We start from the raw sequence: 11,718 nt of genomic DNA, 5'->3' as shown, positions 1-11,718 counted from the left end.
GCCCTTGGCCTCTCGCACCCGAACGCTGCCGCGTCCACCGCAAGCCCGGCTCGCGAACATGACGACCACAAGATCGCCCCTCAAGGATGAGCCGGGATGCGCGACACATACGCCATTTCCGAATTTCGGTAAAGTGGAATATTTTTGCGGCGGCGGATTGACGGGGGCGACACAGAGGAGGTCCGGTAGCCCGGATGAGCGAAGCTATATCCGGGGTTTTCGCTAGCTAGCCGCACTAGCGGTCCCGGATGTCGCTTCGCTCATCCGGGCTACAGGCTGCGAGAGGCGCTCGCTACAGGCTCACCCCGTCGGGGTACCCTGCTTCCATTGGCCGCCGGCGATTTTCGCGGCGGCGATCACGGCTTGGGTCCGACTTTCGACGCCGAGCTTTTGCAGGATCGCCGAGACATGCGCCTTGATGGTGGCCTCGGAGACGCCGAGCTCATAGGCGATCTGCTTGTTGAGCAATCCCTCCGACAGCATCATCAGAACCCGGACCTGCTGCGGCGTCAGCGTCACCAGCCGGTCGCGCAGGCGCGTCATGTCGGGGTCGGCGACTGCCGACAGATCAGTGTCGGCGGGAACCCAGACGTCGCCCTCCATTACCTTGAGGATCGCGTCGCGCAAGGTGTCGACGCCGAAGCGCTTCGGGATGAACCCGGAGGCGCCGAAGTCGAGCGAGCGGCGGATGGTGGCGCTGTCGTCGGACGCCGAGACGATCACCACCGGAATAGCCGGATATTGCGCGCGCAGATAGATCAGGCCGGAAAAGCCGGAGATCCCGGGCATCGACAGGTCGAGCAGGATCAGGTCGACGTCGGAGGTCTGTTCCAAAAGCTTGGTCAGATCCTCGAACGATCCAGCCTCGTCGATCCTGGCCGAGCTCAGGACGCCCGTCACCGCCTGCCGCAACGCGTCGCGGAACAATGGGTGGTCATCGGCAATGATGAGATGGGTCGAGGGAGCGTTCATCGTTCTCTTGCTGGCAATCGCACCGGGCCAGTAAGCCGGCGCGGGGCCCTGGTCAATTCTTTCCCGACCAGCCGTGGCATGCAAGTGGACATTATCCCTTTGCGGCAACGGGGTTAATCCACAGGCCGGCACTATGTTGCCGGATGGAAGGCTCGCAGTGTCAGGCGAGCGTCAGTGTGAAAGGCCGAAAGTCGTATTGGGGCGGGTTTCACGCCAATGTTACCTTGGGGGCAAGGCTTGGGTTGATCCGGCATGACCGGACATCCAGGGCGCGAGGAAACGATTTTTCGGGGAGCGACTCAACATGTCGACAATGGCTGTGTCTCAAGCAGGCGCGGGAGGGATGACGAAGGACGAACGGTTCGTCATTCTCGCCTCCTCGCTCGGTACCGTCTTCGAGTGGTACGACTTCTATCTCTACGGTTCGCTGGCCGGCATCATCGGCGCGCAGTTCTTCTCGGCCTATCCGCCGGCAACCCGCGACATCTTCGCGCTGCTGGCCTTCGCGGCCGGCTTCCTGGTGCGCCCGTTCGGCGCGATCGTGTTCGGCCGTGTCGGCGACATCGTCGGCCGCAAATACACCTTCCTCGTCACCATCCTGATCATGGGTCTGTCGACTTTCATCGTCGGCCTGCTGCCCAACGCTGCCACCATCGGCATCGCGGCCCCGATCATCCTGATCGCGCTGCGTCTCGCCCAGGGCCTCGCGCTCGGCGGTGAATATGGCGGTGCGGCCACCTACGTCGCGGAGCATGCTCCGAACGGCAAGCGCGGTTACTACACCTCCTTCATCCAGACCACGGCGACGCTCGGCCTGTTCCTGTCGCTGCTGGTGATCCTGTTCACGCGCTCCGCGCTCGGCGAACCCGACTTCGCGGCATGGGGCTGGCGCATTCCGTTCCTGGTCTCCGTGCTGCTGCTCGGCGTTTCGGTCTGGATCCGGCTTCGCCTCAACGAATCCCCGATCTTCCAGAAGATGAAGGACGAGGGGAAGAGCTCGAAGGCCCCGCTGACGGAAGCCTTCGGCAACTGGCAGAACGGCAAGCTCGTGCTGCTGGCGCTGTTTGGCGGCGTGATGGGCCAAGGCGTGGTCTGGTACACTGGCCAATTCTACGCGCTGTTCTTCCTGCAATCGATCCTCAAGGTCGACGGCTACACCGCCAACCTGCTGATCGCCTGGTCGCTCCTGCTCGGGACCGGCTTCTTCATCGTGTTCGGCGTGCTCTCCGACAAGATCGGCCGCAAGCCGATCATCCTCGGCGGCTGCCTGATCGCGGCGCTGACCTTCTTCCCGATCTTCAAGATGATCACCACCAATGCCAACCCGGCGCTGGAAAAGGCGATCGAGTCGGTCAAGGTCGACGTGGTGGCAGATCCCGCAGGTTGCGGCGACTTGTTCAATCCGGTCGGCACCCGCGTCTTCACCTCGCCTTGCGACACGGCACGTGCCTACCTGTCGCAGTCGTCGGTCAAGTACTCGACCACGCCAGGTGCGGCAGGCTCCGGCGTGAAGGTGATGGTCAACGGCAAGGAAGTTCCCTACGCCAACGCCAAGGACGGCAATCCGGCAGTGCTCGCCGCCGTGCAGGGAGCCGGCTATCCGAAGGCCGGAGATGCGGGCATCGTGAAGATGGCGCATCCGTTCGACATCTTCCGTCCGCAGGTGGCCGCGGTCGTCGGATTGCTGTTCGTCCTGGTGCTCTTCGTCACCATGGTGTACGGCCCGATTGCCGCGATGCTGGTCGAACTGTTCCCGACCCGCATCCGCTACACCTCGATGTCGCTGCCCTACCACATCGGTAACGGCTGGTTCGGCGGCCTGCTGCCGGCGACCGCCTTCGCGATCGTGGCCTCGACGGGCGATATCTATGCGGGCCTCTGGTATCCGGTCATCTTCGCGTCGATTACCGTCGTGATCGGCTTGTTCTTCCTGCCGGAGACCAAGGACGTCGATATCAAGTCGACCTGATCGACGCAGATCGAGATCAACACCAACCGGCCGCGGTCTCCGCGGCCGGTTTTGTTTTGGCCTACTGATTGCTACCGAGGAATTGCAGCACCACCTCGCGCCGGTGCGGGCGGGCGCGATGCTCGATCAGATAGATCGCCTGCCAGGTGCCAAGCGCGAGCTTGCCGCTCAGGACCGGCACATGAAGCGAAGTCTGGGTCAGCATTGTCTTGACGTGCGCCGGCATGTCGTCCGGTCCCTCGGCATCATGCGTCCAGCCGGCGTTCTCGGGCGCGAGCCGGGACAGAGCCGTGGTGAGATCCACGAGCACGGAAGGGTCGGCGTTCTCCTGGATCGTCAGCGATGCGGAGGTGTGACGAACGAACAGCGTCAACGCGCCGTCTCGCGCGCCTGCCTCCGCCACGAACTTCGCAGCTTCAGCGGTGAGATCGGTGAAGCCGCGGCCGGGCGTCTGCACGGTCAGCAGCGACGATGCGATGGTGGTGGCTTGCACCGACGATGGCGCCGAGCGCGTGATGGATTTGGCTGATGTCATCATCACTCTCTCAATTCGGAAAGCTGCCATAGGTGGGCAAAGCGAAGCGTGCCCACCGACTCACGCAACGAAAACAAAAATGGTGGGCACGGCGCGTCGCGGCCTTGCCCACCCTACCGCATCTCGCCACGTGCTAAATCTTCCCCGACACGTCCTTCTGCACGCGGTTGGCCATGTCGATCAGCCGGCGCCAGGCCCTTTCCAGGAATGACATCACGCGATCGACGTCCTGGTCGCTCGGCAGCGGGATCTCGATCCTGCGCTCGCCCTCGGCGGCCTTTGGTGCTTGCGGCTCCGCCTTCTTGAGCGGATCCGTTTTCGGCAGCGCCTCGTCGATCTTGCCTGACACGGTCGGCCCCGCCGCAAGCCGTCCCTTCAGCGTCTCGACTTCGGCCTGGAGCCTGCCGATCTCGGCGTCGAGCGCGGTACGTTCATCGGGCACCGCGTAGCAGGCCCAGCCGGCGCCGCTGCGGGTGCAGGTCGACACCGTGCCGGTGCGGCTGTCGAGCCGCAGCACCCCCTCGGGGATGGGCGTCATGCTGTAGCGGCCGTTTTCGCTGTCGGGCGCGGATTGCGCGACGAGGCAGCCGCCGCTGATGGTCAACACCGCGGCGAACGCCGCCGCCGCCAGCCATGATGCTGTGGATGAATTCGCTGCTCTCATCGCGTTCTCCGCCACGACGCGCAGGTAGCACGTCCAAAGATGGCGCTCATAAAGGTGGCACGTCTCGCAATTCTACACCCCGGCGAGGCGATCCGCCGCCCAAAACGCGCCTTTGACATGAACGATCACGGCGCCCCCTTTGATCCCGGCAGCCGGGCGAAATGGCGACGGCATCCGCCGATCCAGCGGAGACCTGCTGCGGTGCGGCGTCACGCTGTGTGCAGCGCTGCCGCCCGCGCCGATATTGTAAGATAAATCAAATACATAACAGGAATGGACACAATCGTGACTTGGCTTGACTTGATTATGGGCCATCAGTATGGTCCGCGCGGCTTTTGAGGGTGGCGGGCGTAATTTCCATTCAACCGCGGCGTTTCGGGTCTTCGTTGCATGACACAGGGCACGGGACACGGCGAGAATGGAGATCGCGATAGATCGCCCGAGGAAGCTGCGCTTTCCGAACGGCTCGGAAATCTTGATCAGCGGTTGTCCGAATTTCGCGGCCGCCACGTCAAGACCGAGCAACCCGCAGGTGACGGTGAGGACAGAGCGGCCAGAGCCTCGGCGATGGCGCTTGGTTTTCGGTTATCCTCCGAGTTGGTCGCCGGGGTCGTTGTCGGAGCGGGGATTGGCTGGGGTTTCGACCGCTTGCTGTCGACGTCGCCTTTCGGATTCATCGTGTTCCTGCTGCTGGGCTTCGTCGCCGGCGTGGTGAATGTGGTGAGAACGGCAGGCGCGGGTCAAAACAGGCGCGGTGGTTCTTAGGCGGTCCACACCAGGAGAGGAATGATCGTGCCGGCTCGTGCCGGTACGGGCCGGGCCCGACCGGCAGACCGAGACCCGCCGGCATCGCCCGGCAGACCAAGAGATGCCGCGCTGATGAAAATCGATCCGATCCACCAGTTCAACATCGAGCCTCTCTTCACCCTGGGCCATATCGGCAACCACACGATCGCCTTCACCAACTCGTCGCTCTACATGCTGGTGGCGGTCGCGATCATCTCGATCCTGATGCTCGCCAGCGGCACGCAGCTGGTTCCCGGCCGGCTGCAGTCGGTCGCCGAGATCTCCTACGAGTTCGTCGCCTCCACCATCCGCTCGACCGCCGGCGCGGAAGGCATGAAGTTCTTCCCGCTGATCTTCTCGCTGTTCATGTTCATCTGCGTTTCGAACCTGGTCGGCATTATCCCCTACACCTTCACGATCTCGAGCCATCTGATCGTCACCGCGGCGCTCGCGCTGCTGGTCTTCTTCACGGTCCTGATCTACGGCATTGCCAAGAACGGCCTTAAATTCTTCTCGATCTTCGTGCCCCACGGGGTCCCCGGCTACATCCTGCCGCTGGTGATGTTCATCGAGATCCTGTCGTTCTTCCTGCGGCCGGTTTCCCACAGCGTCCGTCTGTTCGCCAACATGCTGGCCGGCCACATCGCGCTGAAGGTGTTCGCGGGCTTCGTCGCCATGCTCGGCTTCTCGCTCGGCGCCCTTGGCTGGGTCGGCGGCGTGCTGCCGCTGGCGCTCACGGTCGCGCTGTACGCTCTCGAGATTCTGGTCGCGTTCCTGCAAGCCTATGTGTTTGCGATCCTGACCTGCATCTACCTCAACGACGCCATTCATCCGGGACACTGAGCGGTCCGGGGAATTTCCACCCAAAACCCAATCTTTCTTCCAAGGAGTCTAAAATGGATCCGGCAGCAGCAAAACTTATCGGCGCGGGCATCGCATGCATCGGCATGGGCGGCGCGGGCGTCGGCGTCGGCGTGATCTTCGGCAACTACCTCGCCGCGGCCGTTCGCAACCCCTCGGCCGCTCAGGGCCAGTTCGGCAATCTGATCTTCGGCTTCGCCGTGACCGAAGCGCTCGGCATTTTCTCGCTGCTGATCGCGCTGCTGCTGCTGTTCGTTCCGCTCTGAGAACGATTTTTCGCGCCGCTTCAACCGAGGCGACGCGCATGACTGCAACAGGAGTACTCCATGGCTGAAAGTCATGGCGGGGCGAAAAGTCCGGCGGCGGGCGCCCACACCGGGTCCGAAGGCGGTCACGGTGGCGGTTTTCCGCCGTTCGAGAGCGGCACTTATGCTTCACAGCTGGTGTCGCTCGCGATCTTCTTCGTCGCGCTTTACGTGATCGTGTCCAAGCTCGCTCTGCCGCGCGTCGGCGGTGCGATCGAGGCGCGTCAGAACAAGATCGAGGGCGACCTCGCCGAAGCGCAGAAGCTGAAGGACCAGTCCGAAGCGGCGCTGAAGGCCTATGAAAACGAGCTTGCTTCGGCACGCTCGCGCGCGCAGGCCATCGGCAACGAATCCCGCGACAAGGCGAATGCGCAGGCGGACGCCGAGCGCAAGGCCTTGGAAGAGCAACTGGCGGCCAAGCTCGCCGAGGCAGAGAAGACCATCGCCTCGACCCGTGCGACCGCCATGAGCAACGTCCGCGGCATCGCGGCCGATGCGGCAGGCACCATCGTGCAGCAGCTCACGGGCGTGGTTCCGGACGCGGCATTGGTCAATGCCGCCGTTGATGCGTCCTTGAAGGGTTAATCGATATGTTCTTCGATCCTGAAACCTGGGTCGCCATCGCCTTCGTGATCCTGATGGTCGTGTTCGGCTATCTCGGGGTCTTCAAGAAGGCCATGACTGCGCTCGACCATCGCGCCGATCGCATCAAGGCCGAGCTCGACGACGCGACGCGCCTCAAGCAGGAAGCCGCCAAGGTGCTCGCCGACTACAAGGCGCGCACCGCCTCGGCCGAACGCGAGGCCGCCGACATCATCGCCAACGCGAAGAGCGAAGCCGAGCGCATCGCAACCGAGGCCAAGGCCAAGGTGGAAGATTTCGTCGCTCGCCGCACCAAGACCGCGGAGGGCAAGATCGCGCTCGCCGAGGCTCAGGCGGTGGCCGATGTTCGCGCCGCAGCGGCCGAAGCCGCCGTCCAGGCCGCCTCCACGATCCTGTCGAAGTCGGTCAGGGGCCAGGTCGCCGACGATCTGCTCGCCAAGGGCATCACCGAAGTCAGGCAGAAGCTGAACTGAGAGATCTTGCCTTCACCAATCAAAAAGCCGGCGCGATCAGCGCCGGCTTTTTTGTTTGTCGGGCACTGCATCGGCAAATCTGATGTCATCGCCCGCGAAGGCGGGCGATCCAGTATTCCAGAGACAGCCCTGATAGATCGAGAAGCCGCGGCGTACTGGATGCCCCGCCTTCGCGGGGCATGACGACTATCTTGACGTGGTTACTTCTTCTTCGCCCGCGCCTTCGGCTCGGGCGACAGCGCCTGCGGATCGAAGCCGACATAGAAGATGTAGCTATCGGCGTCCTTGGCCGAAGGCATCGGGTAGACCAGATCCTCGGCCACGAAGGTGAACGGCACGCTGCCGCCCTCCGACATTCCGACCGTGGTCCGGTAGGCCTTGGAAGCGATCACCTTCTCGCCGACGCCGCCCTGCACCACGGCGACGCGCAGCGGCACCTCGACGCTCGCAGGCGCGCCGGCGGGTCCGGCAATGACGCGGCCCTGGATGCCGATCCGGGCCGTGATATCGCCGCCATTGCGGGCGCATTCGCGCGCCATCTTGGTGATGGTGGCCTGGAAGCGGATCTCGTTGCCGACGGCCGGCTTCCCGGTGGCACCGACCGCGTAGGTGGAGGCTCCGGCACGCACCGTGACCTGCGGGCAATCAAGATCGTCATCAGCCGCCGGCTGGCCCGGCGCAGGCGCCGGCTTGGGTTGGGCCGGCTCGTCCGACTTGCCGCCGAACAGGCCCTTGAATCGATCGGTCAGCGACTGCGCCGCGACCGGCGAGATGGAGACGAGCGCAACTGACAACGCCAGCGCGACCGCCGCCCCCCGCCGCAACGCATTCCGCGATGACCGAAGCTCCTGCACCATCAACACCCATACTCCTGACGACATCCCGACCGATCACCGGCCGGGTTGCGCCGTTATATCGTCAAAACCGGCGAACCCAAGGCAGCAAACAAGGAGACTTTGGCCGCATCAATCAACGGGCTCAGCCGCGGAAATCCTCGTGCAGCAGGCCGAACAGCAAATGGTCCTGCCAGACCCCGTTGATGCAGAGATACCGGCGCGCCAGCCCCTCGCGGGAGAAACCGCACTTCTCCAGCACCCGGATCGAGGGCGCATTGGTCGGGATGCAAGCGGCCTCGACCCGGTGCAGATTGAGCTCCCCGAACAGCGTCGGCAGCAGCACCCGCAGCGCGGCCGTCATGTAGCCGCGCTGGGCGTGGGGCTTGCCGACCCAATAGCCGATGGTGCCGGCCTGGACGATGCCGCGGCGGACATTGGCGAGCGTGATGCCGCCGACCATGGCGCCGTCGAGCTCCCGGAAGATCAGAAAGGGATAGGACCGGTCCGCGGCGATGTCCTCGGAATAGCGGCGCAGGCGGCGGCGGAAACCGGAGCGGGTGAGATCATCCGACGGCCAGATCGGCTCCCAGGGGGTCAGGTAATCGCGGCTGGACTCGCGCAGATGGGCCCATTGCAGGAAGTCCGACATCTGAGGCGCGCGTAGCAACAGGCCGTTGCCGCGCGGCGCGAGAGCGGCGGGTCCACTGGATGGCAGGCGAAAGAGGGCCATGGTGATGCTTCCCGGGGCGGATCAACCCGTGCGCGGCTCCTAATGCAGCCGCGCCTTGGCGCGTGCCCGGGTCAATCCTTCCGCAAAAGACACCGCCGTGTCCAGACCCCTGCCACTGCCCAATGCGACAACCGCAGGGCGGCTGCGCGAAAGCAGCGCACGCGCCGCATCCCGGGTCGATTCGACGCTGACGGCGTCGATCCGGGCCACCAGCTCCTCGGCGGTCTGGGGCCGGCCATAGGCCAGCACATGCCGGGCGAGTTGCTCGGCGCGGGACGAGCAGCTCTCCAGCGCCATCAGCAGCCCCGCCTTCATTTGCGCCTTGGCCCGCGCGATCTCGACCTCGGTCAGGGTCTCGACCGAATCATTCATGATGTCGACCACGACCTCCATCATCTCGGGCGCATCGGCCGGATCGGTGCCGGTGTAGAGGCCGAAGAAGCCGGTGTCGGTATAGGGGGCATGGAACGAGTAGATTGAGTAACAGAGGCCGCGCTTCTCGCGCACCTCCTGGAACAGCCGCGACGACATCCCGCCGCCGAGGATGTTGGTAAAGACCTGGAGCGAGAACAGCGACAGATCGGTCTGCGGCACGCCCTCCAGGGCCAAGGTCAGATGCGCCTGCTCGAGCTCGCGATGCACCACCTTGGTGCCGCCCTTGCCGAATTGTGCGGGTTGCGGCTTGGGACCCGCTGTCCCCTCAAAACTGGCAAAGCGCTGCTCGACCTCGGCGACCACCTGCTTGTGATCGACCGCGCCGGCGGCCGCCACCACCATGTCAGGGCCGCGGTAGTGCGTCGACAGATAGTCGCGCAGCGAGTCGCGGCTGAAGGCACGCAAGGTCTTCGCAGTGCCGAGCAGCGAGCGGCCCATCGGCTGGTCGGGATAGCAGAGCTCGTTGAGATGCTCGAACACGACGTCGTCAGGCGTGTCCTGCGCCGCGCCGATCTCCTGCACGATGACGTTCTTCTCGCGCTCGAGTTCGTCGGGCTCGAAGGCGGGATTGGCCAGGATGTCGGCGAGCACGTCGAGTGCGAGCGGCACGTCGGCCTTCAGCACCCGCGCATAATAGGACGTGGTCTCGGTCGAGGTGCCGGCATTGAGGTCGCCGCCGACCGCCTCGATCTCCTCGACGATCTCGCGCGAGGAGCGCTTCGTCGTGCCCTTGAATGCCATATGTTCCAGAAGATGCGAGATGCCGTGCTCGTTGGGCTTCTCGTCGCGCCCGCCGACGCCGGCCCAGACGCCGAGCGCCGCGGTCTCGAGATGAGGCATCTTGTCGGTGACGACAGTGAGGCCGGACGCAAGCTTGGAAATCTCGACGCTCATCCGGCAACTCCCTGTTTCGCGGCGCGGCTGACCGACAGCACGAACCGCTCGACCTCGGTCTGGTCGTTCTTCATCACCTTCATGTGTTCGGATTTGGTCATCAGACCATCGAGCCAGGCCGGCAGTTGCGGCCGCTGGCCGCAGGCCGCTTCGACCGCATCGGGGAATTTGGCCGGATGGGCGGTGGACAGCACGATGCTGGGAACCGTCCTGTCCGTGGTGTCGCGGTCGGCGACCGCAAGCGCGACCGCGGTGTGGGGATCGACCAGCTCGCCGGCCTCGCGCCAGGCGGCGCGGATCGCGGCCGCGGTCTCGGTCTCGTCGGCCCGGCCTGCGTCGAACCCCTCGCGGATCGCGGCCAGCGTCGCATCGGGCAGCACGAAGCGTCCCGATTGCTTCAGTGAATCCATCAGACGGCGCACGCCGGCGGCATCGCGCCCGCCAGCCTCGAACAGCAGCCGCTCGAAATTCGAGGAGATCTGAATGTCCATCGACGGCGAAGCCGTCGCGTGGACCTCGCGCACCTCGTAGATCCCGGTCTTCAGCGTGCGCGCCAGGATGTCGTTGACGTTGGCGGCGATGCCCAGGGTCCGCACCGGAAGACCCATGCGCTTGGCGACATAGCCGGCGAAGATGTCGCCGAAATTGCCGGTCGGCACGACGAAGTCCACCGCGCGCGCGGGTGCACCGGCGGCAACGGCGGAGGTGAAATAGTAGACCACTTGGGCGACGATGCGCGCCCAATTGATGGAATTGACGCCGGACAGCGACGTCGCATCGCGGAAGCGATGGTTGTTGAACATCGCCTTCACGAGGGCCTGGCAATCGTCGAAATTGCCCTCGACGGCAAGCGCATGGACGTTGGCCGCGCCCGTCGTCGTCATCATTCGCCGCTGCACCTCGGAGATGCGGCCATGCGGGAACAGCACGATGAGATCGACATTTTCGAGTCCTGCGAACGCGTCGACCGCAGCACCGCCGGTGTCGCCCGAGGTCGCGACCACGATGGTGGTGCGCTGGCCGCGCTGGGCGAGCACGTGGTCCATCAGCCGCGAGATCAGCTGCATCGCCACGTCCTTAAAGGCGAGCGTCGGGCCGTGGAACAGCTCCAGCACGAACTGGTGCGGCGCCATCTGGCGCAGCGGCACCACCGCCGGATGGCGGAACGTGGCGTAGGCCTCGTTCGCCATACGGCCGAGCTCGGCGTCCGAGATCTCGCCGGCGACGAAAGGGCGGATCACCTCGACCGCGACCTCCCAATAGGGACGCCCGAAAAAGCCGGCGATGGCGTCAGGCGAGAGTTGCGGCCAGGTGGCCGGCACATACAGGCCGCCGTCGCGAGCGAGCCCGGTCAGCATCACGTCGCAGAAGCCGAGTTCGGGGGCCTCGCCCCGGGTCGAGATATAACGAGTCAAACTGCCCTCCAAAGGCCGGCCGAGCCTGGACTCGGTCCGCAAGCCTTTGATTTTACGAAATTACTTGTTAACAGCCAGAGGCTTTGGGCCACCATAAAGTGTTTTGCGGCATCAGGAAACCGCTTCGCGCCTGGGGCCGTCCAAGGAAAAAGGCTGCCAACGAAAAGCGCTGCCAACGAAAAGGGCTGCGGCAATGCCGCAGCCCTCTCTTGGAAGGTCTGTCGTTGTGTGCAGACCGGT

Annotated in this window: 13 protein-coding genes; 6 read left to right on the top strand and 7 right to left on the bottom strand. The window is 64.6% G+C overall.

Annotation, left to right across the window (positions count from 1 at the left end):
• Positions 1 to 300: 300 nt before the first annotated feature.
• A complete protein-coding gene (locus tag IVB50_RS13670; RefSeq protein ID WP_018459987.1) occupies positions 301 to 972 on the bottom strand; it encodes a response regulator transcription factor in 672 nt (223 codons plus the stop codon).
• A gap of 343 nt (positions 973 to 1,315) precedes the next feature.
• On the opposite strand from IVB50_RS13670, the gene IVB50_RS13665 reads away from it, so the two are divergent.
• On the top strand, positions 1,316 to 2,941 hold the full coding sequence (locus IVB50_RS13665; RefSeq protein ID WP_018459988.1) for an MFS transporter: 1,626 nt from the start codon (positions 1,316 to 1,318) through the stop codon (positions 2,939 to 2,941).
• Positions 2,942 to 3,002: 61 nt separating this feature from the next.
• Here IVB50_RS13665 and IVB50_RS13660 read toward each other — a convergent pair whose 3' ends face one another.
• Together IVB50_RS13660 and IVB50_RS13655 are read right to left on the bottom strand one after the other, a co-directional pair.
• Entirely contained in the window at positions 3,003 to 3,476 is a 474-nt protein-coding gene (locus IVB50_RS13660; protein WP_026233919.1) for a secondary thiamine-phosphate synthase enzyme YjbQ, read from the bottom strand.
• A 133-nt stretch (positions 3,477 to 3,609) separates the two neighbouring features.
• Positions 3,610 to 4,140, bottom strand: a complete 531-nt coding sequence (locus tag IVB50_RS13655; RefSeq protein ID WP_026233920.1) for a hypothetical protein — start codon at positions 4,138 to 4,140, stop codon at positions 3,610 to 3,612.
• 390 nt (positions 4,141 to 4,530) lie between these two features.
• Here IVB50_RS13655 and IVB50_RS13650 point away from each other — a divergent pair, with 390 nt between their 5' ends.
• From IVB50_RS13650 to IVB50_RS13630, 5 genes are all read left to right on the top strand, one after another.
• Complete coding sequence (locus IVB50_RS13650) at positions 4,531 to 4,905, top strand: AtpZ/AtpI family protein (RefSeq protein WP_018459992.1); 375 nt, start codon at positions 4,531 to 4,533, stop codon at positions 4,903 to 4,905.
• Between the two features lie 114 nt (positions 4,906 to 5,019).
• On the top strand, positions 5,020 to 5,769 hold the full coding sequence (locus IVB50_RS13645) for a F0F1 ATP synthase subunit A (RefSeq protein ID WP_018459993.1): 750 nt from the start codon (positions 5,020 to 5,022) through the stop codon (positions 5,767 to 5,769).
• Positions 5,770 to 5,822: 53 nt separating this feature from the next.
• Positions 5,823 to 6,053 carry a F0F1 ATP synthase subunit C gene (locus IVB50_RS13640; protein WP_007599451.1) on the top strand — a complete coding sequence of 77 codons (231 nt, stop codon included), beginning with the start codon at positions 5,823 to 5,825 and terminating at the stop codon, positions 6,051 to 6,053.
• Between the two features lie 60 nt (positions 6,054 to 6,113).
• Positions 6,114 to 6,677, top strand: a complete 564-nt coding sequence (locus IVB50_RS13635) for a F0F1 ATP synthase subunit B' (RefSeq protein WP_018459994.1) — start codon at positions 6,114 to 6,116, stop codon at positions 6,675 to 6,677.
• A gap of 5 nt (positions 6,678 to 6,682) precedes the next feature.
• Positions 6,683 to 7,168, top strand: coding sequence for a F0F1 ATP synthase subunit B (locus tag IVB50_RS13630; protein WP_018459995.1), 486 nt, complete (start codon positions 6,683 to 6,685; stop codon positions 7,166 to 7,168).
• A 200-nt stretch (positions 7,169 to 7,368) separates the two neighbouring features.
• On the opposite strand, the gene IVB50_RS13625 is transcribed toward IVB50_RS13630, so the two are convergent.
• From IVB50_RS13625 to thrC, 4 genes are all read right to left on the bottom strand, one after another.
• Complete coding sequence (locus IVB50_RS13625; protein WP_018459996.1) at positions 7,369 to 8,025, bottom strand: hypothetical protein; 657 nt, start codon at positions 8,023 to 8,025, stop codon at positions 7,369 to 7,371.
• Positions 8,026 to 8,146: 121 nt separating this feature from the next.
• Positions 8,147 to 8,734: a GNAT family protein gene (locus IVB50_RS13620; protein ID WP_007599447.1), complete on the bottom strand. Its 588-nt coding sequence runs from the start codon at positions 8,732 to 8,734 to the stop codon at positions 8,147 to 8,149.
• A 39-nt stretch (positions 8,735 to 8,773) separates the two neighbouring features.
• Positions 8,774 to 10,063 (bottom strand): pitrilysin family protein, encoded by a 1,290-nt coding sequence (locus IVB50_RS13615; RefSeq protein ID WP_007599446.1) that lies wholly within the window; start codon positions 10,061 to 10,063, stop codon positions 8,774 to 8,776.
• Entirely contained in the window at positions 10,060 to 11,478 is a 1,419-nt protein-coding gene (thrC, locus tag IVB50_RS13610) for a threonine synthase (RefSeq protein ID WP_018459997.1), read from the bottom strand. Before thrC ends, IVB50_RS13615 begins: the two co-directional genes overlap by 4 nt.
• Between the last annotated feature and the right edge of the window lie 240 nt (positions 11,479 to 11,718).

The organism is Bradyrhizobium sp. 87, assembly GCF_023073015.1.
GTDB lineage: Bacteria > Pseudomonadota > Alphaproteobacteria > Rhizobiales > Xanthobacteraceae > Bradyrhizobium > Bradyrhizobium canariense_D.
The sequence above is the reverse complement of the archived record's forward strand: the minus strand, read 5'-3'. Positions and strand labels throughout refer to the sequence as shown.